Genomic DNA, 432 nt, shown 5'->3' with positions numbered 1-432 from the left:
CAGCTGCAGAACCCAACCAGTCCAGAAATTGTCGGTACTGCCGTAGAGCACGTCCCCGAGGAAGCCGACCGAGGCAGAGAAACCGAAGGCCGCCGCCCAGACCGCGGTCACCACCATGTTGGTGCGCTTGAACAGCGGCGTTTCCCAACGGTCGGGCGGCGTCACGTCGCGCGCATACGCCGTCGTGTACGGCCGGCCGATCAGCAGGCTGACCAGCGCGAAGATAGCCAAGGACGCATTCGTGATCTCCCCTGACCACATCTCCAGCCAGATTTTCTGCCCTCTAGAGGCCACCAGCCCGATAACCGCCAGCACCACGAAGAAGCTCACTCCGAGCATCTCCAGCACGTGCAGCGGAATGTTGCGGCGACGGTCCAGCGCCAGCACCAGCAGTGAGAAACCGAGCGCGCCCCACACCGCGATCTCATACCC

Annotated in this window: 1 pseudogene; it reads right to left on the bottom strand. The window is 63.7% G+C overall.

Going from position 1 to position 432, the window contains the following annotated elements:
* Positions 1-432: pseudogene (locus RM590_RS35725) on the bottom strand (hypothetical protein); the annotation flags it as partial.

This window comes from Streptomyces litchfieldiae, from assembly GCF_031845365.1.
Classification (GTDB): Bacteria; Actinomycetota; Actinomycetes; order Streptomycetales; family Streptomycetaceae; genus Streptomyces; species Streptomyces litchfieldiae.
This window is presented reverse-complemented; position numbering and strand designations above follow the sequence as displayed.